The organism is Massilioclostridium coli (assembly GCF_900095865.1).
Taxonomy (GTDB): domain Bacteria; phylum Bacillota; class Clostridia; order Oscillospirales; family Ruminococcaceae; genus Massilioclostridium; species Massilioclostridium facile.
The window spans coordinates 447,119-472,391 of record NZ_FMIZ01000007.1 but is presented as its reverse complement, the minus strand read 5'-3'; the positions used below and the strand labels follow the sequence as shown (position 1 = coordinate 472,391).

The 25,273-nt window shown below is 37.7% G+C and carries 16 protein-coding genes and 1 tRNA gene; 6 read left to right on the top strand and 11 right to left on the bottom strand.

Translation table 11 applies throughout. The features are described from left to right. The first annotated feature begins 336 nt into the window (after window positions 1–336). Complete coding sequence (locus BQ2683_RS07565) at window positions 337–1,005, top strand: manganese catalase family protein (protein ID WP_069988399.1); 669 nt, start codon at window positions 337–339, stop codon at window positions 1,003–1,005. Between the two features lie 189 nt (window positions 1,006–1,194). Here the strand turns inward: BQ2683_RS07565 and BQ2683_RS07560 are convergent, their stop codons facing one another. Next, the gene (locus tag BQ2683_RS07560) at window positions 1,195–5,247 is read right to left on the bottom strand and encodes an FIVAR domain-containing protein (RefSeq protein WP_069988398.1); all 4,053 of its coding nucleotides are present in this window, start codon (window positions 5,245–5,247) and stop codon (window positions 1,195–1,197) included. A 288-nt stretch (window positions 5,248–5,535) separates the two neighbouring features. Between BQ2683_RS07560 and BQ2683_RS07555 the strand changes: the two genes are divergently transcribed. After that, on the top strand, window positions 5,536–6,528 hold the full coding sequence (locus BQ2683_RS07555) for an AraC family transcriptional regulator (RefSeq protein ID WP_069988397.1): 993 nt from the start codon (window positions 5,536–5,538) through the stop codon (window positions 6,526–6,528). 121 nt (window positions 6,529–6,649) lie between these two features. Here the strand turns inward: BQ2683_RS07555 and BQ2683_RS07550 are convergent, their stop codons facing one another. The 3 genes from BQ2683_RS07550 to BQ2683_RS07540 form a co-directional block, all read right to left on the bottom strand. Further along, window positions 6,650–7,339 (bottom strand): response regulator transcription factor, encoded by a 690-nt coding sequence (locus BQ2683_RS07550; RefSeq protein ID WP_069988396.1) that lies wholly within the window; start codon window positions 7,337–7,339, stop codon window positions 6,650–6,652. Between the two features lie 3 nt (window positions 7,340–7,342). Beyond that, window positions 7,343–8,779, bottom strand: coding sequence for a sensor histidine kinase (locus BQ2683_RS07545; protein ID WP_069988395.1), 1,437 nt, complete (start codon window positions 8,777–8,779; stop codon window positions 7,343–7,345). 265 nt (window positions 8,780–9,044) lie between these two features. After that, window positions 9,045–11,420, bottom strand: a complete 2,376-nt coding sequence (locus BQ2683_RS07540; RefSeq protein WP_069988394.1) for a cation-translocating P-type ATPase — start codon at window positions 11,418–11,420, stop codon at window positions 9,045–9,047. Between the two features lie 686 nt (window positions 11,421–12,106). On the opposite strand from BQ2683_RS07540, the gene BQ2683_RS07535 reads away from it, so the two are divergent. Beyond that, window positions 12,107–13,132 (top strand): GH25 family lysozyme, encoded by a 1,026-nt coding sequence (locus BQ2683_RS07535; protein ID WP_069988393.1) that lies wholly within the window; start codon window positions 12,107–12,109, stop codon window positions 13,130–13,132. Window positions 13,133–13,374: 242 nt separating this feature from the next. On the opposite strand, the gene BQ2683_RS07530 is transcribed toward BQ2683_RS07535, so the two are convergent. Continuing rightward, on the bottom strand, window positions 13,375–14,538 hold the full coding sequence (locus BQ2683_RS07530) for an FprA family A-type flavoprotein (RefSeq protein WP_069988392.1): 1,164 nt from the start codon (window positions 14,536–14,538) through the stop codon (window positions 13,375–13,377). 417 nt (window positions 14,539–14,955) lie between these two features. On the opposite strand from BQ2683_RS07530, the gene BQ2683_RS07525 reads away from it, so the two are divergent. Both BQ2683_RS07525 and BQ2683_RS07520 read left to right on the top strand, forming a co-directional pair. Beyond that, window positions 14,956–15,387 (top strand): MarR family winged helix-turn-helix transcriptional regulator, encoded by a 432-nt coding sequence (locus tag BQ2683_RS07525; protein ID WP_069988391.1) that lies wholly within the window; start codon window positions 14,956–14,958, stop codon window positions 15,385–15,387. A 23-nt stretch (window positions 15,388–15,410) separates the two neighbouring features. After that, window positions 15,411–16,475: an FUSC family protein gene (locus tag BQ2683_RS07520; protein ID WP_069988390.1), complete on the top strand. Its 1,065-nt coding sequence runs from the start codon at window positions 15,411–15,413 to the stop codon at window positions 16,473–16,475. Window positions 16,476–16,893: 418 nt separating this feature from the next. On the opposite strand, the gene BQ2683_RS07515 is transcribed toward BQ2683_RS07520, so the two are convergent. The 4 genes from BQ2683_RS07515 to BQ2683_RS07505 form a co-directional block, all read right to left on the bottom strand. Beyond that, a complete protein-coding gene (locus tag BQ2683_RS07515) occupies window positions 16,894–18,066 on the bottom strand; it encodes a sodium ion-translocating decarboxylase subunit beta (RefSeq protein WP_069988389.1) in 1,173 nt (390 codons plus the stop codon). A 49-nt stretch (window positions 18,067–18,115) separates the two neighbouring features. Beyond that, window positions 18,116–18,484, bottom strand: a complete 369-nt coding sequence (locus tag BQ2683_RS07510) for an OadG family transporter subunit (protein WP_069988388.1) — start codon at window positions 18,482–18,484, stop codon at window positions 18,116–18,118. A 1,034-nt stretch (window positions 18,485–19,518) separates the two neighbouring features. Further along, the gene (locus BQ2683_RS13380) at window positions 19,519–19,680 is read right to left on the bottom strand and encodes a hypothetical protein (RefSeq protein WP_159427360.1); all 162 of its coding nucleotides are present in this window, start codon (window positions 19,678–19,680) and stop codon (window positions 19,519–19,521) included. Window positions 19,681–20,102: 422 nt separating this feature from the next. Then, window positions 20,103–20,179 (bottom strand) — tRNA-Arg (locus tag BQ2683_RS07505). A 287-nt stretch (window positions 20,180–20,466) separates the two neighbouring features. Here BQ2683_RS07505 and BQ2683_RS07500 point away from each other — a divergent pair. Further along, a complete protein-coding gene (locus BQ2683_RS07500) occupies window positions 20,467–21,111 on the top strand; it encodes an HAD family hydrolase (protein WP_141720197.1) in 645 nt (214 codons plus the stop codon). 96 nt (window positions 21,112–21,207) lie between these two features. Here BQ2683_RS07500 and BQ2683_RS07495 read toward each other — a convergent pair whose 3' ends face one another. Both BQ2683_RS07495 and BQ2683_RS07490 read right to left on the bottom strand, forming a co-directional pair. After that, on the bottom strand, window positions 21,208–24,459 hold the full coding sequence (locus BQ2683_RS07495; protein ID WP_069988386.1) for an FtsX-like permease family protein: 3,252 nt from the start codon (window positions 24,457–24,459) through the stop codon (window positions 21,208–21,210). A gap of 1 nt (window position 24,460) precedes the next feature. Continuing rightward, window positions 24,461–25,162 (bottom strand): ABC transporter ATP-binding protein, encoded by a 702-nt coding sequence (locus BQ2683_RS07490; protein WP_069988385.1) that lies wholly within the window; start codon window positions 25,160–25,162, stop codon window positions 24,461–24,463. Window positions 25,163–25,273 lie beyond the last annotated feature (111 nt).

Here is a 25,273-nt window from a genome sequence, read left to right as displayed (position 1 = left end):
TTCACAAGAAACTCCTAAACGTTAGGTATATCTTCTTAGGAATGTTATATCTGTGGTGCACAATTTGTAACCGCAGGATTTTGATGTATGAATAGGAGGCAAAATTTAAAATTCAAAAACGATTTAATCAGAACTCGTCTTCTTTTTCTATGTGTGTAATTCCCTATATCTCAATTATTTTCAACGGAAGATGAAAAAGTAAAAATCGGAAATTTCCCATTGTAATGATAAAAACATTTGTATTCTAAACCTGAAATTCTCATTTTTAATTCCCTCCAAATCTGTATATATATAATATAAATGGATATTCTATTTTTGAGAAAGTGAGGTAGTTTTATGTTTAAACATGAAAAGATACTGTTTCATCCTGTGGCTGTAGAACGGCCAAACGCACAATATGCAGCTCTTCTTCAAGAACAGCTTGGAGGAGCAAATGGAGAATTAAAATCAGCTATGCAGTACATGTCACAAAGTTTCCGTATTAAAGATCCTGAAATTAAAGATTTGTTTCTAGATATTGCAGCGGAAGAACTGGGGCATATGGAAATGGTCGCACAGACTATTAATCTTTTAAATGGCCATGATGTAGATGCAAAAAAAGTGCCAGCGGGAGAAATCGAATCTCACGTACTTTTAGGCCTTAATCCAGGATTAATCAATGCGTCTGGCTATTCTTGGACAGCGGACTATGTGACAGTAACCGGAGATCTTTGTGCAGATCTTCTATCTAATATTGCATCTGAACAGAGAGCGAAAGTAGTCTATGAATATTTATATAGACAGATTGACGATAAAAAAGTAAAAGAAACCATAGACTTTCTTTTAAATCGTGAAGAAGCACATAACGCCATGTTCAGAGAAGCTTTTAATAAAGTACAAAATACTGGTTCAAATCGTGACTTTGGGACTACAAAAGCTGCCAAAATGTATTTTAGTATGTCAGAGCCATCACCTTCTGAAAATCATTTTGCAAATACAGATGTTACCCCACCGTCTTTCAATTAAATCAGATAAAAATATAACAATGAAAATAGAACTTATTTCAAATCAAAAATTTTTATTCTAGTAGTTATCTTTTTTACAATACAATCTCAGCAGCAATCCCCTCAAATGTACCATGTATTTCAATTTATGAATTTTTTTGGCACAACAAAAAACGCCCTGGTGAAACACCAGAGCGTTTTTTTATTATAGCTATTTATTTTTCTTTTTCAAAGTTGCCATTGTAATACTTGCAATTGCCAATGCTGCTATTCCAGCAATTGGTGCAAAATCGCCTGTTTTCGCTGCGTTTGCTTTTGGTGTGGTGGATTCCTGTCCTGTCTGTGTTCCATTGTCTTCGGTTGGAGTTTCTGCAGGTGTTCCATCTACTGCTACCAGGTTATCTATTGCTGTTTGTACACTTGTTACTGCTGCATCTACTTCTTCCTGAGTTGCGTTTTCATTGTTGTATACATCCTTTGCTTCTGCTACTACCGCTTGTAATGCTGCGTAGCTTTCTGCTGTGTATGCGTTTGCGTCCACTTTACCTGCTTCTGTAAGAACATCTTCTAGGATAGACTTATCTGCTTTGTATCTCAGGTTCAGCATTGCATTTAATAAATCATCCGCTACTTGGTTGATTTCTGCTTGCATTGCATCGCCATCTTGGTATACTGCCTGTGCCGCTTCTAATGCTGCGGTGAATTCCGCTTTGCCTGCTTCCACATAACGGTCAAGTTCCGCATTGATTGCATTTGCTGCTTCTATCAGGGAAGCCAGTTCTGTTTTATCCCCAGCTACAAATCCTAATTTATGGATTTCATTCAGCAAGGTTTTCCATGCTGCGTTCACTTCTTCCTGGGTAGCCCCAGCATTGTTTGCTACTGTTTTCGCATTTTCCAAAGCAGCGTCAAAGGATTTCTGTACGCTTTCAATGGCGTTGTCATATTCGCCACTTTCTTTGGCAGCTTCTGCGTATTGAATCACAGAGTTCAAAATACCTTTATCTGTCTGAACTTCTTCCAAAGAAACCTCATTGTATGGAACAATCACCGCTTGTGCTGGACCATAAGAACGATAGTCAAGTACATAACCAAACCAGTTGTAGATTGCGTCTGTTGGTTTAATTTTACCTCTGCTCAACTGAACGTTGGTCAAGCTGGAACTATATTCAATTTCAATGGTATTTTCACCATCTACTAAATATTCACCGATATCAGCAATTGGTTTAATCCAGTTGATGCCACCAGTATACTGGGCTGCACCTTTGTTGTTTTCACTAACATCCTGCGGTAGTTTCGATGGATTAGTACTGATATCACCACCAACTTTTACACCGTTAATCCAAACTTTCATACTTTCGTTCAAAGTATCTCCAAAGTTCAGGTAAGCACCGTCAGCAGCATCCGCATCCCAGTTAAAGGTTGCTTTATAGTGACCTAATCCAGAAACCTCTTTACCAACTTCCGGAATTTTATCCCAGGTTGTTAAGGTATCAAGTTTCACATTGATATTCGTTTTATCGGTATCTGGTTTACTGTTGATGGTATGAACATCTCCAATCGTTTCTTCACTTATGAGCATGTTCTCGCTAGGAGTCCAGGATTCTACAGTTACATCCCAGTTTGTGATATCGTAAGATGCTGGAACTTCTATATTATAGTTAAAGTTCTTGCCATCATTGGTAGTTGCATAGTAGTTTCCACTCTCGGTAGCACGGATTACTGGAACATTTTCATTTGTATAGCTATATTGAGCATTGGTATCTGTAATATGGAATTTCTCAGTATCCACTTTTTCAAATGCATATAGTGCAATATTGCCATAATCAAGATCAATTGGGAATACTGTCTTGCCATTGTCATAATAGTAATCTGCTATTTCGGTTACTTCACCTGTCCACGCATCTATCATATATGGAACATAAATACCATCCATTTTAATTTCTGTTTTGATATTGGTTCCATGGTCTTCATTCTGAACCTCTTCAATGTAGCTATTTTCATGATATTCATTGTCACAATAATTATATGCGTACAAATATTGGTTGCCATCATCATCTTGACGGATTTGAGTTAACAGTTGATGGTTTGGTTCTATATATTCAGCGTAAGGAGTGACTCCAAGTTCTTGCAACGCATCGTAAACGCCATCTTTAAACGCGCCGCCAACGGTAGTCATATAGTCAAATCCTTCTGGAGCATCATAGATTTCAGCGGTACGAACGGTTGGTAGCTGTTTTAGTTCTTCCATAATCGCAGCCAATCTTGCCTCTTCGCCATCATTGAAAGGTGTCCGTTCTGCAGCACCGTCGATAATAACAACTTTTAACCCTTTTTTCGCCCAATCCAAAATTCTTTCCGCGCCTTTGACATCTAGCCAGCTCTGGTACAGAACAAGTGCTTTATAACCGGCTTTTTCAATGGTTTGGGTTTCTTCATTGAAATAAACGTCATCATCATACAGGAATTCTGGGCTGAAATAATCGTAGGAATAGCCATTATCCTGCAATTCAGTAGAACGGTAGAAAACACCTTGGTGGGCTTTCATCCAGTTCATTGTAACGTCAGGGCCTTCTCCATTGTCTACCAAACCTTGTACCCATTTATTGTGGATAAATCCAACATCGGTACGGGATACACCAGTTTGCATCAATTGTTGAATACGGCCGATATGGGAGTTAAATTCATCATAATCCCTGGAGGAAGGTTCTCTTGTACCAAAACGATAGAAGCTGGAACCCCAACCTGGCCATTCCCCATTTTCTCCATAGCTGTAACCAGCACTCCAAATATGCCAAATCATGCGGCTAAATCCAGCAGCATAGTGGGAATAAGCATCCATCAAGTGCATTTGATTACTAAAAGCATACTGGGAATTGCTCTGTGCGCTACATTCGGAAGAAAGAACCTTATTTTCCAGTTTTGCGCCACCGGACCAGAGACGGAAGTAATCAATCTGGTTATACATAACACGGTTTTCTGCTTCCGGATAATCCACTGCCATTTCAGGTTCTGAAATTTCAAATGGTTTCCCATAAGAAATCTGTGCACGGGTTTCGATACCAACAGAATTTAACCATTCTTTTAATGGAATCAGCATCCGTTCCATATAAAGTTCAGTCATAACATCCAAGTAGTCAACGATAATGCTTTCTGTAAGTTCATCATTGTTTGCCAGGCTGTGTTTTCCTGCGGTTGGCTGATATGGATTGCTCCAATAACTATCGCAAGCACCTTCTATTAAGAAGATATATGGCAGAATATCATAGCCTTTGCGTGCTTTAAATTCATCACCAAAATCTTCAGCCCACCAGCAAAATCCGTTACCAGTACGGATTTCAATAGAGTCCATGAATAACTGTACATCGCCGTCCATAATCTTCTGATTCAATTCTGGATCGTTCAAATAATGTTCTTCCCAGAAGGTTTTCAATGCTTCCACGCCTCTGGCATCAAAATAGTTGGTTGCGTAAGAGGTTTCCGCGGAAGGACTGGAACTCTGAGCAGTACCTTCCATCCACATTCCAAAAACAACATAGTTGCTATCCGCTGGAGCAGTCCAATTTAAGTTTTGATCCCAAACAGTATCCCCTTGTGTTACTTGGGAGGATAAATCAATCATGGAATCGTAATCTACTTCATAAACGGTATAATAAGTAGTTTGTCCCCAATTCGTCTGTTCCTTTACTTCTTCTTTTACAATTTTATAAGCATATGCACCAAGGAATTTTCCAACATCACGATGCTTTGTAGGAGCTGTTAAAGTAGACAATGTGGTGCCTGCTGGAACCGTCACACTGCCTTTTGTAACACACTGCATAGCTTCCTGGCTATCCGGGTCCAGCCCTGGAACATTGGAGGTAGACCAGTTGGTTCCTGAAGTAAGAGATACTGTCATACCCAAATCCAGGTATTTTTCCATCATCAATCTCCATTTATGAGCCCACATATCGGAACCGTAAGCATAAGTCATGTCATCTGCATTTTTGTCGGATTGCATACAAAGTTCAACCCCACGGAATCCTGCGTCATATTGTGCCTGAATTTCATCTAATAAAACTTCATCCGTATTGGCTGCTTCACCAATCCACCAACGCAATTCAGAACTATATTTACGGTCTGGATCAATATAGTTGGATTCCAATTTAGAGGCAAAACTATCGGATTGAGGATCTTGTGCGGATACTGTTGGGACAGCGCCAGCTATAATGCCAGATAACATTGTTGCCGCTACCAAGATAGATAGTAGTTTTTTTGATTTCATTTATTTCATCTCTCCTTTGTTGTTTTTTGTAGAAAACGGTTGTGCTGTTGCCCTTTTACCTGATTTTGAATCATACCTCCTTATCCTATATTTACACTCCGTTGTCTATCAAATTAGTATTATATCCTTATTATACCAAATATCTATTTATGATCACAGAGCATTATATGCACAATTTACTGTATTTATTTATCTTTTATATAATTTTTAGTCTTTTTATATACAAACAATAACCCATCTGTTATAATAAAAATTGGTAAAAGAAATCTATCAAATAGGGAGATTGTCATGAATTTAGAGGAATACGCTACAAAGGAAAAGCAAAAACGCAGAGACTACGCACTGGAACGGGAACGTCAGGGAATGCCAAGAACGTGGGATTATCTAATTGAACAGTTCAAAAAGCAGGGATATTATGTCTTAGGTTCTAATTTTAAGGAGTCTGTACAGATTGGGGTGCATGGTTTTGTAGATCCAGAGGACCAAAAGGGATATATGCACCGGCATGATTATTTTGAGATGATTTATGTCTACCGTGGTGGTTTTGTAAATGTGTTTCCAGACCATACAGTGCGTATGAAACAGGGGGATATTATGCTCTTAAATCCCAATATCCTTCACGCCCCTTATGTGGAAAGTGATGATGATATTGTCTTTAATATTTTTATCAGCAATCCTATGATCCGCGAAAAAATCATTCCATTACAAAAAGATAACTCCCTTCTGATTTCATTTTTTATGGATTATTTATATTTTGATAGCCAGGATAAAAAATATTTGAATTTTACTGATAATTCTTCGGATTCACTTCAACTAATTGAACAGATGATTCAGGAACACATTGAACAGCATCCTTTTTATCAAAATATGGCGGACGCATATCTGGTTTTGCTATTTTCGCAACTCTCCCGTGATTATTATAAAAACCATTCCATTGATGTGCTACCAAAAAACCACCATACTTTAAGTTATGATATCATTAACTATATTAAGCAAAATTGCCAGAGTATTACCTTAGAAGATTTGGCAAAACACTTCCAATACACACCAAGCTATCTTTCCCGACTGATCCATCAAAGTACAGGAAAAACCTTTAGCCAGATTGTCTCCCAACAAAAATTACAACGGGCTGCTGGATTTATTACCAGTACGGATATGTCCATTGTAGATATTGGTCAAATTGTTGGATTCTATGATGTCTCCCATTTTATACGTAGTTTTAAAAAGGAATACAATCTAACTCCAGCAGAATACCGTAAAAAATATACTTCTTTACCATAATCGATTCAAAAATATTGACGATTATAAATAAAAAACTGCATCAACAGTAAACCGCCAAAATATATTAAAAATGGACAATATAGAATAGTGAGTTGGGTATAGTTCTAGAATTTATCTTCCATTATGGTTTAAAACGATATCCCGCGCCCCAGACTGTCTCAATATAACGGGGACAGGAAGGATCTTTTTCAATTTTTTCCCTTAACCGATTGATATGAACTGCTACTGTTGCATTGTCTCCCATTGCATCATATCCCCAAATACGTTCGTATAATGTTTCTTTATTAAACACAACATCGGGGTTCATCATAAGAAAAAGCAAAAGTTCATACTCTTTGTTCTTTAGTTCCACTTCTCGCTCCCCGACAAACGTCCTTCGGCTATCTTGCTGAATGCGGACTTCACCAATTTGTAATTCTTGTTTTTCCACAGTGTCAGACCCTTTTAAACGGTCATACTGTGCCAAGTTTGCTTTTATCCTCGCCACCAACACATTGGGAGAAAACGGTTTGGTAATATAATCATCAGCCCCTAATCCAAGCCCTTTGATTTTATCAATATCCTCTTGACGGGCTGTTACCATTAAAATCGGAATATCTATTGTTTCCCTTAATTTTCGGCATACAGTAAAACCATCAATGCCAGGGAGCATTAAATCCAGTAAGACTAAATCATAATTTCCTGTACGCCCCATAGCAAGCCCATCATGACCATTTGCGGCAATGTCCGATTCCAATCCATTTACCGCTAGATAATCCCGCTCAATCGCAGCAATGGTGTCGTCATCTTCAATAATTAAAATTCGCTTCATTTGCTACTCTCCTTTTACAGTTGGAAACTCTAATACCATCCGCAAACCACCTTGAGGAAGGTTTTCCGCATGGACAGCGCCATCCATTCGTTCCACTGCCTTTGCTACAATGGCTAGCCCTAAACCACTCCCTTGATTTGGATTGTTCCGGGAAAGGTCATTGCGGTAAAACACATCAAATAATTTTGGCAACGCATCTTCTGGAACCCCTGGACCATCATCATCCACATAAACCACCATTCGATGTTTGAATCGTTCCCCTGTAATAGAAACTGATACAGTTTCTTTTTCTTTATATTTTGCGCTGTTATCCAATAAGTTTGTTAAAATACTGCGAAAATAAGTAGGGTCTGCACAGATAAAACTCTCCTGTGGAATGGATACATTTTGAAAATTCAGCCCTCTATGTTGATACTCTTCCTCAGAAGCAGTAATAAAGTCCTCCATCTCTCTAGAAACATCTAATATTTCTGGACTATACGGATATTCCCCTATATCCATTTTAGAAAACAAAAATAGTTTTTTTACCATTTGGTCAATTTCGGATGTTTTCTTTTGAATGATACCCAAATATGCCTTCTGTTTTTCCTTGGTATCCGCTATTCCATCCAGCAAGCCATCCACATAGGCACGGATAGAGGTTAGTGGTGAACGGATATCATGGGAAATACTCGCCAGCAATTCTTTTCTACTCTCTTCTTCTTTTTGCAATTGTACCACAGAAATACGTAACCTCTCTGCCATTTCATTAAAATCCTCACATACTGGTTTGAATTCATCCTCGCCAGAATAGAAGATCCGATGGGTAAGGTTCCCATCCCGTATTTGATGGACCCCTTCCGCTAAAGTTTGCAATGGGTCTGAAATTCTTTTAAATACAAACTTGATTAAAAAACGGTTTGTAATAAAAATAATAAATACCAGGACCACAACCATAAAAAATCCAATTCCAACCACCCAAAGCTTTAGTCTATCATGGGACAAAATAACAACTGGATTATAAATATGGATTTGATATGTTTTCCCATCTAATAAAAGTTGCTCCCCAAACAGGGCAAAAGTGCCATTAGATACCGTACCAGAACCATCTAACGCTGCCAATGACTGTTCCAACTGTTTTTGTGGTAACACCTCATCTCCAAACCGTTGGATTATTTGCTGCCCTTGATATATTTGAAGGGTAAGACGGTTTTCTTGTACCAATTCCAACAATTCAGCTTCTGTTTCTGGGTCAGTTTTATCCAACCATTCCCTAACTAGTTCTACCACTTCATAACGAGTTTCCGTCAATTCTTCTTGGAATCCCAGACGGTATTCTGCATGTGGGAACATCGAAGCTAAAAAGATAAACAGACAGCCTGCCAATATAATGACTGCAAGAAATGCAGGGATAATGATCATCAGAATATTGGAAATAAACATCCTCTTTTTAATTGTCATAGACATCCCCCTTTTGGTTCTATAACTCCATTATAAAATAAGAGGAAACCAAAAATCAATATAAAATATTGTAGTAAAAACCATCCTTCTTTGGTATGAATTGTTCTAATTTATGCAAACAATATAAAAAAACCATGGTGATAACGATTAAATTTCAAGCAATAAACTGAATTTGGTATTCCATCAAGGGCAGTTTCGTTTTTAACTGAATTCATTGGTAGTTGTGATGAAAATATATTCATCTATGAGGAGATTCGCTTCCTTTTTATAGTTGTTTGGTTGCTATTTCCTGTGAGCAGTTATGGCGTCTACTTTTCTTTTTCCATTGGATCAATCCTGAAACGGCTCGTTCTACAAGAAAACTCAGTAAAACAAATCCTGCAAACAATAAAAGGGTAATTCCTGATGGTAGAGATACTTGAAGTAAAGGGTGGAACAGGAATACTGCCAGATAAAATCCCACCGTCATAGTGGAGCAAAGAAAAATCCTTAATTTATTAAACGGCCAGCTTGCTTTCAATACCGCCTGGATCCCCACTGTACCCACCAGCAAATAAAGCAATATCCCAGCTTGCTCTGTGGATAATTGTAAGAATGGTGACATGGCAAGAGAAACGAGAAAACAAACTAAGATGGAAATTGCGTTTGGAATTGCCCGCTCCATCACGGATGGAAGAAAATGTCCAGTTATTTTTTTGCTATCAGGTTCAAAAGACATAAAGAAGGAAGGATATCCTTCAATAATAAGGTCAATTAAGGTAATTTGAATCGGCAAAAATGGAAATGGAATATTAAACAGAAGGCATACAATTGACAGCAAAACAGAATAGATGGTTTTTACAAAAAATACTCCGGCTACACGTGTGATGTTATTGACTACCCTTCTACCCTCTCCCAATACAGCAGGTAAAGAAGAAAAATTGGAGTCTAGCAAAACCACTTGTGATACTTGCCGGGCAGCGTCACTGCCTTCTGCCACAGCAATGCTGCAATCTGCTTCCCGAAGAGCCAGCAGGTCATTGACGCCATCTCCAGTCATTGCTACAGAATGTCCATGTTTTTGCAATGCTTGAACTAATTGCTTTTTCTGTATAGGGGAAACCCGTCCAAACACGGAATAAGTAAGGGCCGCCTGCTCTATTTCCGTTTCGGTGGTAATATTACTCATATCGATATACCGTTCCGCTTCTGGAAATCCAGCTTGCAGAGCAAGTGAGGATACTGTAACTGGATTATCTCCAGATATTAATTTCAAATCCACACCCTCCTTTTGGAAATATGCCAGAGTTTTAGCAGCATTGGGGCGAATTGGATCAGAGATAACAATGCAGGCCAAACACTCTACTGGCGGCAGAGGGCTATTCTGGTTCACTGTCCCCCGTACAATCCCCGCCAGCAAGATTCGTTTTCCATCGTAATTTCCTTTTTGCAAAATTTTCTCTGCCATACCATCCGCAAGACGTTCCGGGGCGCCGATCAACAATGTTCCTATCTGGTCAAATGTCATAGCGCTCCATTTTCGTTCAGACGAAAACGGAATTTTATGCACAGGTACTAAGGAATTATTTTTGCTAAAATAGGAGTTTAATGCCTGAAAAGTTGCGTTATTATCATCGGAATACTGCAAAAAAGAACCCATCAGTTCATGAAACTGCATGGAACGTCCTAATTCAGTTTGAATCACTTCTTCTACCTGCATTTTCCCCTGGGTAAGCGTACCAGTTTTATCCAAACATAAGGTATCTACATGGGCAAGTGATTCTAAAGCGAAAAGCTCCTGTACCAGGACATTTTTCTTGGATAAAGCAATAATCCCCACTGCTAAACTGATGCTAATTAACAAAACTAGTCCCTTTGGCAACATTCCCAAAAGCCCTGCCGCAGTAGTGACAACAGCATGGTTCAAGGTATCCTGCCGCAGGAAAAAAGCCTCCAAAAAAAGTAGAACACCCAATACTGGAATCAGATAACCAGTAAACCGGGTAACCTTACGCATAGAGGAAAGCAGTTCGGACTGAACACCACGCATTTTTTTTGCTTCATGCGCAATCTTAGACGCATAATTTTCTGCTCCAATATGCTCCACACAAGCACGGCATTTTCCGCTGATAATAAAACTTCCAGAAAGAAGATGGCTACCAGCTGATTTTGGAATAGGGTCAGACTCCCCAGTTAAAAGTGATTCATTCACTTCAACCCCACCTGTTAGGATTACAGAATCAGCGCAAACCTGTCTTCCTGCATCCAGTTCAATCACATCTTCCTCCACCAGTTCCTGGATTGAAATTTCTGTAGAGATTCCGTCACGGATTACCTTAGCCGTTGGCATAGATAAAAGGGATAGCTTATCCACCAGTTTTTTTGCATGAAATTCCTGTACAATACCAATTAAAGTATTAAGGGCAATAATCAAAATAAATACCATATTTGACCATGCCCCTACAAATGCCAACGCAATGGCAATAAGTAGGTTAAACAAGTTAAATAAAGTACAAATATTATCTTTTAAAATTTGTCCAGATGTTTTTGTAACTTTTTCCGGTTGGGTATTCTGTCTACCATTCTCTTTTTTGGTTTGAACCTGCCCGGCAGTAAGCCCTGTTGCAGGATTAGGGTAACATAAGTGATCCTGAGGTAACATCTGTATTTCCTCCTATTTTTAAACTGATACCAGTATAAGTGCTACTGTTAACAGTCTAATAAATCAATCTTAAACAATTTATAAACCAGTGTCGTAAAATACCAGCTGTTTTCTAAAATGATGATGGTTTTAATCCATCATTTTCATCTTCCAACAATACAAAAAATCGTTTAATCAAAAGAGGAAAATTCTTTTGATTGCAAACTATTACAATAGCTTTGAAAACAGCATCTAGCATTTTTCTGTTCTGAATAAAGGATTTCAAAGTTTATAAACAAGAACAATGAAAGCAGAGAAATTCGCCAATCATATTTTATTCCATCCCCACAGTATTTTTAGCCATATGTTTCTATCTATACAATAACCCTTCTAAGCAATCCAATTGTGCCATAGTTTGTCCTGTCTAAGTCCTGCTATAATAAAATCACAGGAATCATAGTAGCCAGGTAGTACAAATTGGTATACACTTTTTTATGGTATATAAGATGAATTGACGTACCATTTTTTTATCCACACAAAGGAAATTTGTAAAAAATCCAACTAAAAATCTGGCAATCATACAGGGTATATTCTAAATACTACACCGATTGGCTTAATCAAAAAACATATAATTTCAACCCTGACAATTCCTGTATACATTCGTATTATTTTAAAAATTAATAATAGCAAAGGAGTGAAAAAATAAGTTGTTTCAAAGAAAAGGGATTGATATCTCAAAATGGCAAGGAGATGTTGACTTTTCCAAAGTGAAAGCAGATGGAGTAGAATTTGCTATCCTCAGGGCAGGTTACGGAAAATTAGCTGACCAAAAAGACCCCAAGTTCGAACAAAACTATGCTAGTGCCAAAGCAGTAGGTATGCCAATTGGCGCATATCATTATACCTATGCCATCTCTATGATAGAAGCGGAGCAGGAAGCAAATGTTCTGTTAAACTGGCTAAAAGGAAAACAATTTGAATACCCTATATACTTCGATATCGAAGATACTAGTATCGTTTATCTAGGCAAGGATGTTTTGACCGATATTGTATGTACCTTCTGCGAAAAACTAGAACAGGCAGGATATTTTGTTGGTGTATACGCTAACAAAAACTGGCTAATGAACCATCTAGATTATAATCGTATCAAAAAATATACTATTTGGTTAGCACACTATACTACTGCTACAGACTATCCTAATCCACATGATATGTGGCAGTTCTCCAGTACGCAAAAGGTAAATGGGATTTCTGGAAAAGTAGACATGAACTATTGCTATAAAGATTTTCCAGCAATTATCAAGGCGGGTGGATACAATGGCTTTAGTGCAGGTACATCAGCCCCATCCCAGCCAGCAGGCACACAATACAGTGTCGGGGATGTAGTAACCGTATCCAGCTACTACGCATCTAGCACAGAGACAGACAGCAATAAAGCAGTAATCCCGTCCGATTGGAAAACAGGTACGATTACACGAATTGTAGAAGGCGCACGTAATCCATACTTACTGAATAACGGTAATTTAGGATGGTGTAATGATGGTGACATCAGAGGACGTGGGGACATTACAGGTAGTTCTGCCTCTCAATCTGTTACATACACGGTACAATCCGGTGACACCCTATCCGGCATTGCAGCAAAATACGGGACAAGCTACCAACATTTGGCTAGCATCAATGGTATTTCCAATCCAGATAAAATCTATGTTGGGCAAAAAATCAAAATCAAATAAAATTTCATCTTAAAACAATTCTGTGATAATTTCGCTGTAAAAACACTTCATTAAATATTATGATCTTTTTTAGTACATCATAAACTTTGCTGTTTTACTAGCAAACCAAAAACAGGCTGCCAGAAAATCATCTTGGCAGCCTGTTTTTATGCGATACCTTTTTATAAAAGTATCCTATTCAGTTGTATAAATATAGGAGACTATCTAGAAAGGTCCTCTACTCACTTTATTATATAGCAACACTATTTTACCAGAGCATCCGCTAAAGCTTCCATTGCCGCAGTAGAATCCTCTTTTAAGGTAGAACGGATACTAACAAATTCATCATAAATCGTAATATTTTTCATCCCTTCCAGTAAAGAACGCATAACCTTACCAGCGGAAGGGGCCCAAGAACCATTTTCAATCAGGGCAACTTTACGGTTTTGATAATTTTTTGCTTTGAGGTGGTGTAAGAATTCTTCCATACAAGGGAACACTCCTCCATCATAAGAGCATGCCGCCAATACCAAGCGATCATAACGGAAAGCATCTTCTACTGCTTCTGCCATATCATCACGGGTTAAATCGCACAAGGATACTTTTGGAGCACCTTTTTCTTTTAACATTTCAGCGAATTTTTTAATTGTTTTTGCGGTATTGCCATGGATCGAAGCATATGCAATAAAAATACCTTCGTCTTCTGGACGGTAGCTGCTCCAAATATCATATTTATTTAAGTAATGGGCTAAATTCTCTTTTAAAATAGGACCATGTAATGGGCAGATCATTTGAATATCCAATCTAGCTGCTTTCTTCAGCAGAGCCTGTACTTGCATGCCATATTTTCCTACAATATTGAAGTAATAACGGCGTGCTTCACAATCCCAATCTTCCTCTGTATCCAACGTCCCAAATTTTCCGAAACCATCTGCGGAAAACAAGATTTTTTCGGATTGTTCATAAGTTACCATTACTTCTGGCCAATGAACCATAGGTGCCATGAAGAACTGCAATGTATGGGAACCTACGTTTAAGGTATCTCCTTCTTTTACTGTAATCGCACGTGAAGAAATATCAATAGAAAAAAACTGAGATAACAATTGGAATGTTTTTGCATTTCCCACTACTTGCATATTAGGGTAACGTTCTGCTAACGCCTGAATATTCGCAGCGTGATCTGGTTCCATATGGGAAACCACCAAATAATCAACTGTCCGTCCATTTAAAGCATTTTCCAGGTTTTTGAACCATTCTTCTGTAGCACGCGCATCAACAGTATCCATCACTACAACTTTTTCATCCAAAATTACATAGGAATTATAGGAGATACCATTTGGCACAACATATTGGCTTTCAAATAAGTCAATGGTTTTATCATCTACTCCGATATAAACTACAGTGTCAGTGATTCGTGTATCTTTCATATTGCCCTCCTGTGAAATTTTTATATTTGTTATGCACCCCTTTTTCCCTGTTAAGGCAAAAAAAGGATTCTGTCTTATATTTCCTGTAATAGTATAGCATAAAACCGGATAGAAGTCGATTAAATTTTTTAAAAATAGGGTCACATTCTCTTTTCTTGTCAGTATAAAATAAGATTTTGCAAAAGATCCTATTGATATTGTTATTTTTGTGTCAATTAAAACAAACTATATCTTCCTCAAAATACATCTAAATAAATCCCATCTCTTCAATTCTTATTTAGTCTATTCTTATAACCAAAAAATATCCAATCTTTATAAATAGTATCCTAATAAAATTCACAAATTACAACTTGACATTTTGGTGAAAAAGAGTAAACTAGTTTACTAGGTTAACTAATTAGAGAGGTATCCTATGATATGAAAGAATTAAATTGGATTCAAATGTCGGATTATATGCACACCTTACAGGAGTTTACCCGCTTGGCTGTTTTAAAACAAACGGAATTAACCACCGCATCTGCTGGAGAAATGGATTTATTATCCCGGATTTATCTGCTAAAGTCCCCTGTAACTCCCTTACAGTTAAGCCAGCAGATGAAAATGAAAAAATCTTCAATCAGTCGTATTATCCATCATTTGCTGGAAAAAGAACTTATTATAAAACAAAAAAATGAGTTGGATGGTCGTAGTTATCATCTTATCCTTACACAAAAAGGCCAAGAGCAGTTAAAGCAACATTATGAGCAATTCTTAACCCCTATCTATTTACTGTATCGAAAAATGGGACAAGAACAGTTTTTAGAATTTATTAAAAATATACAAACTGCAACTTGTTTGCTACAAGAATAATATGATTTAGAAAGGACCCTTTTATGACATTTTATCAGCTATTACAGTTGGATCCACTTCCATTTAAAAAATTAATACAGGAAGCGAATAGTCGTCAGGAAAAAAGACGTTATATTTTTGCTTTTATTTTAAAGAATATTTTGGTTGTGCTATTTGCCATTGTGTTTATTGGAGGGGCCAACCTTATTTTTGGAAACGAAAATAGCTCTGTTGCAGTTGTTGTTTTTTGTATTTTATTGATGGTACGATTTGTAGATTTTGGCTATGAAATCAAGTCTTCTTTATTTTCCTTATTTCTTGTATTTTTTATTTTGACAGTTGGTCCAATTCTAGCAAACAGTGCAAATCCATATTGGAAACTATTGATTCATATGATATCCATTTCCTTATTAATGGTTTTAACTTGTTTGCGTCCATCCTACGGCAACCAGTCCATTTATGTTTTTGGATATTTGCTCATCCAAAATTATCCTGTAACCGGACAACTACTACAAATGCGCTGTCTTGAAATAGGAATTGGATTCGTTTTATGTGGGATTATATTTTATTGTAAACACCATAAAAAGCATTACGAAACCCATTTAGGCAATGTTTTTAAAAACTTTTCTCTATTTGATCCTACCTATCAATGGCAAATAAAAGTAGCACTTGGTGTATCCCTAGCAATGTTTATAGGAGATCTTGTCCATGTTCCTAGAACAATGTGGATCGGTTTTGCCGCATTAGCAGTTTTACAAATAGACCCTAAAAGTGTAAAACAACGATTAAAATTACGAGCACCTTCTGCGATTGTGGGAAGCCTTGTATTTGGGGTAATCTGTACTATTTTTCCACAAATCCTATCGATGTTGGGACCAATATCAGGGCTATTGATGGGATTTTGCGCAACCTATCAATGGAAAAACGCATTCAACTGTTTTGGCGCATTATTAGTTGCATCCAGTATTTTTGGATTATGGAATTCGATTTTTCTTCGTATACTGCTAAATATATTTGGAAGCTATTTTGCATTTGGTTTCCATTTACTCTATGATAAAATTATGATGTTATTTTCACAAACGAGAAAAAATCAATTGATATCCCAATAATACTCTCCCCTTTAATATTTGTATCGCCTTTAATCCATAAGTGCAATACAAATATTAAAGGGGTTTTTATTTTTCGTTCAAAATCCTCAAGCCAAAAATCATCTAAACATTTTATTTTCAATACTTTCCATATAAAACAACCCACACCATCATATTTTAATCTGTAAAATGATGGAAAATTCGGCATTGAAAACAAGAAATAGTTTATAATTATATATCTGCCTATCGCTTTAACAAAAAACAGCATTGGTTACCAATAAGTTTAGCCACTTTCGATCCAGCTTCAACAGATTATCAATAAATCATTTGACTTCCTTATATCTGCTACCTTACTATTATACAAATATCCCTTTTATTGAAAGCAAAAAGACCTGAGCACTTCTTAAAAGGCTCAGATCTTTTTTTATTATCTTATTTATTATCCAAGTACACTTAACAATACACCAGCTGCAACGGCAGAACCAATTACACCTGCAACGTTTGGACCCATCGCGTGCATTAACAAGAAGTTGGTTGGATTTGCTTGTTGACCAACTTTTTGGGAGACACGAGCAGCCATTGGAACTGCGGATACACCAGCAGAACCGATTAATGGGTTAACTTTACCTTTGGTTACAATGTACATTACTTTACCAAGCAATACACCGCATGCAGTGCCTAAGCAGAATGCAGCCAATCCAAGGCCTACAATTCCTAATGTTTTACCTGTTAGGAATACGTCTGCTGTAGCGGTTGCACCAACAGTAACACCCAAGAAGATTGTAATAATATTCATTAACTCATTTTGGGCTGTTTTTACTAAACGTTCTACAACGCCACTTTCCTTCATCAGGTTCCCCAACATCAAGCATCCCATCAATGGACCTGCGGAAGGAACTAACAAAGAAACAATTAAAGTTACAATAATCGGGAACAAGATTTTTTCGATTTTGGATACTGGTCGTAATTGTTCCATCACTACCATACGTTCTTTTTTGGTAGTTAAAGCTTTCATAATTGGTGGCTGAATAACCGGTACTAAAGCCATGTAAGAATAAGCTGCTACTGCAATAGAACCTAACAAATGCGGCGCCAACGTTTTCGCAACATAAATTGCGGTAGGACCATCCGCACCACCAATAATAGCGATTGCACCTGCTTCTTCCAGTGTATAGAATGGCAGTGCTGCTGCGACGATAAAGGTAAAGAAGATACCACCCTGAGCAGCTGCACCCAGTAAAAAGCTTTTTGGGTTGGCGATTAAAGGACCAAAGTCGGTCATACATCCAATACCAAGGAAAATTAATGGAGGATATACTCCTAGCTTAACCCCTAGATATAAGATATCCAATAGCCCACCATCGTGTAAAACCTGACCGTAATCTATTGTTGCAGTCTGATAAAATTCAGAATGGAACATTTCAATGCCAGGCAAATTTGTTAACAACATACCAAAAGCAATTGGCAACAAGAGTAATGGCTCAAACTGTTTTGCGATTGCTAGATAAATCAATACGCCGGAAATGACAAACATAATTAAAACTTTCCAGTCCAACTGTGCAAAACCAGAGTCAATCGCCAATTGTTTTAGCGTATCCAGAAAAACTTCCATTTGCTACCTCCATCATTATTTTACTAAAAATTTTGCCTTTTTCTTTATGTTAAAAAGGTCTTGTATTTTCAGTGATACCTGCCAAACGCCATACAGAGCGGTTGGTTACTGTATCTGCTTTACGGATACTTTTAATTGCCACAGGCTGGTCTGTATCCATAGCACATGCTACAGCAGCAGAAATAGCAGCAACTGTTTCCCCGGAAATACCAGCTTGTACTACAGGGGCTGCTGGTTTTGCTGGAACAATTGGTTTTACCGGTGGTTTTGGTGCAGTTTGAGATGGCTTATCAATCTTTTTATTAGTTGCTTTCATAATCGCACCCATAATAGAGATTGCAATAATCAACAAAATCAGGCCCAAAAATACTACAACCAATCCAGTAACGGTAATCGCGATAATGGTTCCCCAATCCATGAATCAACACTCCTTTACTAATTAATAATGAGTAGAGTTTGGTAAAAACTCGAAATCTCTTTCATTATACAACAAAATGGATTTCTTTTCAATATTTTAATGTCTTTTTCTTTCATAATTTTATCATTTTTTATCTTAATGCTATTCATAAAGTAAAAGAATCCTGCAAATTTTTTCATAATTCTTAGCATTTCCATTAAAATAGAATGATATTCTAAGATTCAACCAAAAAGGGACCGAATTTTTTATAAGGTACTGAATAAAAAAGAGATAAAAATTCTGTCCTATCGCTTTTTTCTATCTATGCGTGTCGTTTACAGTTGTTTGTACAAAAACGAAAGATTCTGCTTGTAGAAAATACTCACTCATGCTAAATCCAACTGCGTCATGAGAGGAAGTGCACTTTCAAAAAAATATATCTATGTGCAGAAAAATCCGACACACTGTAAAAGCATACCGAATTTTCTATGGCTTTCGGTTGATAGATTCGTCTTTTTCTCTCATTTACAGGCATTACTGTTATCGCCCATCCTCCCAAAATGACCGCTCATTCCCAAACAAATATCATGCATAGATTTGTGACAAATTCTTTTTTAAATTTATCTGTTTCCCCGTTTCCAATGTCCTCTCTTTTTGAAAATGAGGCAGAACTACCATTTCGGAATAACAAGGAACAAAACACCTTTTAAAAGAAAAATAGATGATCCTCTTTTCAAAAAGAAAGTGGAGTTTCTCTTGAATTTATTTTAGATTTATAACGTTTATTTCACTATGACAAAAATCCTATTTTCAGAATGAAGAGGAGAGTTCTTTCGGCATGACTTCCCTCTCCCTATGGCTAACTATGTTTCCTCGCTTCAGAAACATAGTGGATTTTCCTCTTGTCATATATGTTTCCATTAACTTTTACCGATAATAAAATTGGGTATCAATAAGCTATTATCTTCTTATACCTATGATAGAAAAAACGCTATCCTTAATATAGAGGAGACTTACCAATATATAATAGATGTGGTCCAAACATGTTTCTGCTTCTATTCCTTCCACATCTTTTGGCTACACAATTTTTTCAATATTTCTCCAATATCTTTTTTCAGTTGTGCGTATATCTCTTTCCTTCCATATTTCGGTGCAAATGCTATATAATATTCACAGCGATATTTTGAATGTGCCGTACTTTTTATTTTATTCCTCATTTGTCAAAAACCTCCTCTTGTTGTTTTAGTAATGCAATCACCAAACCACTACTTTATAACCAGGAGGTTTATATTTACTAAATTTTTCCTTCTTCTAGTTATAACTGGAGGTTTATTTTCACGCATAAATACGCCAGTCATGACCACCAGCTAAGCTGATGGCTTGAGTAAGGAAGGGAATAGTACTGGAGAGCATCTAAAGATGTACTGAAATATCTGTCTTTTGCATCACTAGCTCTGCCGCCCATAAACGGGCAATTTTCTTACAACAATAGTTTTTTCGTTACTATAAGATTGCTGTTAGTAACTCGCTTCGTTCAATGCTTAAAGCGAAAGCTTTTGGGCGAGAGCCTCCACCAGCATAGCCGGTGATTTCTATAACAATCAAAAAAGCCAAGTAGCTTTACTACTTGGCTTTTATTTGGTGCGCTGGAAGGGACTCGAACCCCTGACCTACTGGTTCGTAGCCAGTCACTCTATCCAGCTGAGCTACCAGCGCATTTGCGTCTCTCTCATAGCGCTTAATTATAATACCATATACAACGACAAAAGTCAAGCATTTTTTTATTTTTTTAGAGAAAATATTATTTCTCTATCTTTTTGCTAATTTTTATTTTAAATAAAACGTTTTTTTGTTATGCTATCCTCTAGTTTCAAAATACTAAGTTAATATCATGATATTCTTTTCCACAACATAACTGTTGACTTTTAGAACTGTTTTATAATAACAGTACCTCCTTTCTTGACACTTTCCTGGATTTATGGCAGAATAAAAAAGAAAAGGAAGTGATTATTATAAAAAAGCTTGTCATTTTTGATATGGATGGTACGTTAAATCAAACAGAACGATACGCAGTAGAGGCCTTCCATAAAGTGTTTGATGATATGGGAATACACGGAGTTACAGACCAACAAATTATTGACCAATTTGGCGCAATCTCTAAAGATGTATTAACACTGTTTTTAGGTAAAACGCCAACAGAAGAACAATATCAATTTTACCGCAACAAACTATGCGAATATGAAGATGAATTGATGTTACAATATGGCGCTCCTTATCCAGGTGTTCCAGAGATGCTAGACCGTTTACACCAGGCAGGCTATACAATCGCAGTGTGTTCCAACGCTTCTTTACATCATATTGAACATGTATCCCATGCAATTGGCATTACAGAAAAAATAGACCTGATGCAGCCAAGAATTCAATCCAATCCAAAATCTGTTTCATTAAAATACTTACTGGATCAGGAACAGCCTGATTGGGCTTGTATGGTCGGTGACCGTATTTTTGATTTAGAAGCAGCAAAAACGAACCATATTCCTTTTGTTGGATGTTTATATGGATTTGGACCAAATGAACTTTCCAAAGCCGATATTGTCGTAGAACATGCCAGCGAAATTGCCCAGGCAATTGAACAATTACAACAATAATATAACTCATTTTGAATTTTAATAGAATTTAATGCTACATAAAAAAACCGCTGTCCTCAATGAAATGGCTGGACAGCGGTTTTTTAGATACTTTGATTAATCTACTGATTTTAAACTCTCTACCATAGAAATTTTCTTTAATTTTCTGGACATTACCAAGTTTACCAAGATAGAGAACAAAATGGTTAATAAAATGGAATAGATGTAACTCATAAAGTGAACTGTTCGTCCAAACATAACCATATCCACTTCCACTGTTTGAATGACAAACAGATGCAGGAATACGCCAAATACCAACCCTACTGCTACCCCAAGTATCGTTAACAAAGTGGTTTCCCGATAGACATAGGCGCTTACTTCACGGTCATAGAACCCCAGCACTTTTATAGTTGCCAGTTCCCTCTGTCGTTCTGTAATATTAATGTTGGTCAGGTTGTATAGTACGACAAATGCCAATAATCCTGCGCAAATAATCAATACTAAAATAACATAATCAAGGCTTTGAATTGTTTTCGCGAACTGTTGGCTAATATTATCCAAAAACTGTACCGTACTGATATCAGGCTGCTGCAATAAATCCTCCGAAATTTTTTCATGCTCTTGTTCATCATCAGAAGCGCAAATTGCTAAAACCTGATTGTTTGCTGGCAATTCCCCCATTGTGTCTTCATATAGCTCAGGCGCAATATAGATGTAATGGGAAACATAGTTTTCTGTAACACCAGTAATGGTAAACTCCTTTTGCTGATTTTGGCTGTTTTCCAGATGAATTTTATCTCCAACCCCCAGATCAAACAGTTTGGACATTTTTTCTGTAATTACTACAGAATCCTGGTTAAATTCTACTTCTTTTTTCCCAAGACGAGTCTGTAACGTAACCATATCTGTCAATTTATCCGTTTGTTCTGGTATCAATAAATTTACATTTAATGTGGTATTATTCTCAGTAAGCTCCATTGCCTTGCTATAAATGGGAAGATAGGTAGAAAAATACTCCGCATCCTGTAGTTTCTCCCTTGTTTCCTGACTGACTTCATCTTTTAAAGAAATCGTCATATCATAATGATAAATTTTACCATATTGATTGTCTATGACACCGGAAACAGAATCCTTTACACCAAAGCCAGTCAGAAGTAAGGCGGTACATCCCGCTATTCCAATTACTGTCATAAAAAGGCGTTTTTTATACCGGAATAAGTTCCTTGCGGTTACTTTATGGGAAAAGCTGAGATGGGACCAAATAGGTGTAATCCGTTCCAGTAAAATACGCTTTCCGGCCTTAGGCGCCTTGGGAAGCATCAAAGAAGCTGGTGTTTCGGACAAGGAGGAACGGCATGCAAAGAAGGTAGCCCCCAATGTACACAATGCCGCAGCGAAACCTCCTATCAGGGAAAATTTCAGCGAGATTGGAGCAATAATCCCCGGTGCAGTGTATAAAATCCGATAAGAATTCCAACATACAACAGGCAATACCTTCGAACAAACAATAATCCCCACAACACTGCCTAAAACTGTCGCCAAAGCCGCATAAATCAAGTATTTGGACATAATTTTAAGGTTACTATAGCCCAGGGCTTTGTAAGTGCCAATCACTACACGCTCTTCTTCTACCATACGGGTCATCGTTGTTAATGCAACCAGTGCTGCCACCAAGAAAAAGATAATGGGGAATACTTTGGACAACGAGTCAAAACGATCCGCATCGCCTTCAAAGCTGGCAAACCCTACGTTGGTATGGCGGTCCAATACATACCATTCCGGTTCTACAATGCTATCAATTTGCCGCTGTGCCTCGTCCAGTTTTGCTTGAGCCGCCTGAAATTCCGATTGTGCTTTTTCCGCGTTGGCGTTGTATTCTTCCCAACCAGAAGTCAATTCTGCTTCCGCGGATTCAATCTGTCCAGCTCCACTTTCATAAAGTTGTTTTGCCTGATCCAGCTGAGAATTTGCGGAACTCAATTGGTCTTTTGAAGTTTGCAGTTCTTGTTTTGCACCAGAAAACTGTGCATCCGCATCAGCCCGCTGCTTGGCCAACAACTGTTTTCCCTGTTCAATCTGGGCTGTTGCTTGGTCATATTGGTCAACCTGTGTTTGTAATTCCACAATCTTGTTTTCCAAAGAATCCGCTGTTTGTTGCAACTGGGCCGCTAACTCAGTATTACCTGTCTGATTTGCTTGATCTATTTGTTTCTGGATTCCCTCTTTAACCTTTGTTAAAACATCAATAGAACCCCGTGCAACCACAATTTCAGTGGAATGGCTATTAAGTTCTGATTCTGACCGATCCAATTCAGCCTGAGCGTCATCCAACTGTCGATACACTTCATCCTTTGTATCATAAAATTGAAAAACCCCATCAATATATTCCATTTGCCCTTGATAAAGCTGGTCGGAATGATCATCAATCTGTTTTTTGGCGCTTTCCAGATTGTCTTTTTGGGTTTGTAATTCCTGGTCTCCAGATTCTAACTGTTGCCTTGCTTGTGCTAGCTGCGCCTCTGTATCCTGTTTTGTTTGATTAAATTCAGCTTTTTGCTGATCCAATGTTTGCTGTGCTTCCTGTTTGATTTCTTCTAAACGAATCAGCGTCCGTTCTTTCGCCAACTCTTCCACTTTATTCGCTGCTTGTTCCACTAGATCATCGTATTCTTCTGTAAAAGCGGAAAGCTCAGCTGCTCCATTTACTGTCATAAAAATTTCAGTATAGGCTGGCTGGTTAAAATTATCTGAAAGTACGTACATAAATTGATCTAGCGTACCGCTGCCAATATCCGAACTACCTAGGGAAAAAGAAATATAGTAAGGGGATTCCACAATCCCAACAACTTGAAACTCTGTATGATTTAAGACCTCATTTAAATCCTGATCAGGATTGGTGACGGTTATGGTTTTCCCCAATAATTCTTCTGTGGAATACATCGTATTGGTACTAATAACACATTCCCCACCTTTTTCTGGCCAGCGTCCATCCGTCAAAATAGGACGGTTCATGCTATCCTCATCTTGAAAATCCTCTGCAAGGGAATGCACCCGGATGACAGTATCTTTTTGGTCAATTTTACTGTTAACATCCACTGTATAAGCCGGCATCACCTGGTCGATTTCCTCCAAGGATTCCAATGCTTCAATGTCGCCATCTGTAAACCCCATGGTAGAAATTCCATGAAGATCCATCACATGCTGTTCATCAAAATAATGGTCAATCGTCAGCCGCATATCAGGCGCTATACTACGCAAAGACGCATAAAACCCCGCTCCCAATGCCACGATAATAAATATGGCCCAGAAACGGCTCATAGAGCGTGTGATAGAACGGCGTATTTCTTTTGTAAACGCCTTAGTTCTCATCCTACCACTCAATCCTTTCTGCGGAAACTGGATTTGGGTTTAATTGCATGTCCACCACTTTCCCGCTGTTAATTTTAATAATACGGTCAGCCAAAGCGGTAAATGCCTGGTTATGGGTAATGACAATTACGGTTCTGCCAGTGTTCCGACAGGTATCCTGTAACAGTTTTAAAATTGCCTTCCCTGTTTTATAGTCCAATGCCCCCGTTGGTTCATCACACAGTAATAATTTTGGATTTTTTGCCAATGCACGGGCGATAGCAACACGTTGCTGCTCTCCACCGGAAAGTTGCGCTGGAAAGTTATTCATACGGTGCGATAATCCAACTTCTTCTAATACTTGACGGGCATCCAAAGGATTTTTGCAGATTTGGGAAGCCAGCTCTACGTTTTCCAACGCAGTTAAATTCTGCACCAAATTATAAAATTGGAATACAAACCCAATATCATACCTGCGGTATTCAATCAATTGTTTTGGCGTATAATTGCTGATCTGTTTTCCATCTAAGACAATGGTTCCCCCTGTACAAGTATCCATACCGCCCAACATATTTAATACTGTGGTTTTTCCTGCCCCACTAGGGCCAACAATAATGACAAATTCCCCTTTTTCTATTTCAAATGTAATGCCATCTGCTGCGGCTATGGTAGTTTCACCCATTCGATACAGTTTCGTTACCTCTTTAAATGTGACAAATGACATTTTATCCGCTCCTTCAACCTCAAAAACTGAGTTCTTCTTTATGTTATTATAGCATATTAAGGTAATCTATTTATCTTTTTTTCAAAAATAATTCATGAACTCTCGTATATT

Excerpts from the sequence above, each read along its gene's own strand:
- BQ2683_RS07565 (WP_069988399.1), top strand. The coding sequence starts at position 337 with ATGTTTAAACATGAAAAGATACTGTTTCATCCTGTGGCTGTAGAACGG.
- BQ2683_RS07560 (WP_069988398.1), bottom strand. The coding sequence starts at position 5,247 with ATGAAATCAAAAAAACTACTATCTATCTTGGTAGCGGCAACAATGTTA.
- BQ2683_RS07555 (WP_069988397.1), top strand. The coding sequence starts at position 5,536 with ATGAATTTAGAGGAATACGCTACAAAGGAAAAGCAAAAACGCAGAGAC.
- BQ2683_RS07550 (WP_069988396.1), bottom strand. The coding sequence starts at position 7,339 with ATGAAGCGAATTTTAATTATTGAAGATGACGACACCATTGCTGCGATT.
- BQ2683_RS07545 (WP_069988395.1), bottom strand. The coding sequence starts at position 8,779 with ATGACAATTAAAAAGAGGATGTTTATTTCCAATATTCTGATGATCATT.
- BQ2683_RS07540 (WP_069988394.1), bottom strand. The coding sequence starts at position 11,420 with ATGTTACCTCAGGATCACTTATGTTACCCTAATCCTGCAACAGGGCTT.
- BQ2683_RS07530 (WP_069988392.1), bottom strand. The coding sequence starts at position 14,538 with ATGAAAGATACACGAATCACTGACACTGTAGTTTATATCGGAGTAGAT.
- BQ2683_RS07525 (WP_069988391.1), top strand. The coding sequence starts at position 14,956 with ATGAAAGAATTAAATTGGATTCAAATGTCGGATTATATGCACACCTTA.
- BQ2683_RS07520 (WP_069988390.1), top strand. The coding sequence starts at position 15,411 with ATGACATTTTATCAGCTATTACAGTTGGATCCACTTCCATTTAAAAAA.
- BQ2683_RS07515 (WP_069988389.1), bottom strand. The coding sequence starts at position 18,066 with ATGGAAGTTTTTCTGGATACGCTAAAACAATTGGCGATTGACTCTGGT.
- BQ2683_RS07510 (WP_069988388.1), bottom strand. The coding sequence starts at position 18,484 with ATGGATTGGGGAACCATTATCGCGATTACCGTTACTGGATTGGTTGTA.
- BQ2683_RS13380 (WP_159427360.1), bottom strand. The coding sequence starts at position 19,680 with ATGAGGAATAAAATAAAAAGTACGGCACATTCAAAATATCGCTGTGAA.
- BQ2683_RS07495 (WP_069988386.1), bottom strand. The coding sequence starts at position 24,459 with ATGAGAACTAAGGCGTTTACAAAAGAAATACGCCGTTCTATCACACGC.
- BQ2683_RS07490 (WP_069988385.1), bottom strand. The coding sequence starts at position 25,162 with ATGTCATTTGTCACATTTAAAGAGGTAACGAAACTGTATCGAATGGGT.